At 37.7% G+C, this 305-nt stretch carries 1 pseudogene; it reads left to right on the top strand.

Features of this window, described 5'->3' with window-relative positions:
- Window positions 1-200 (top strand): annotated as a pseudogene (locus tag LNN34_RS21850) (flavoprotein); the annotation flags it as partial.
- Between the last annotated feature and the right edge of the window lie 105 nt (window positions 201-305).

Here is a 305-nt window from a genome sequence, read left to right as displayed (position 1 = left end):
ATATTATTGGCTCAAAAAGTTACGGAAGAGCACCGACATTCTTATTAGCTACTGGTTACGAGCAGGCTCGCTCTGTTGTAGCATATATCACTGGTGATAAGGAATCTGCTGAACGTGTGGAATTAAAACTACCTGAAACAGGAGTTTGTAAACTAACACCAAAACCTTCTGTTGATAAGACATCCTGCTGCTGTGATTAATACAAAAAAACAGGTCTCTCATTTTAGAGACCTGTTTACTTTGTAAGTATTTTTTCCATTGCCATTACATCTACATAATGACCGTCGATTTTCCCCTGTTCTTTA

It is taken from the genome of Bacillus sp. AF23, assembly GCF_020861455.1.
Lineage (GTDB): Bacteria > Bacillota > Bacilli > Bacillales > Bacillaceae > Bacillus > Bacillus halotolerans.
The sequence above is the reverse complement of the archived record's forward strand: the minus strand, read 5'-3'. Positions and strand labels throughout refer to the sequence as shown.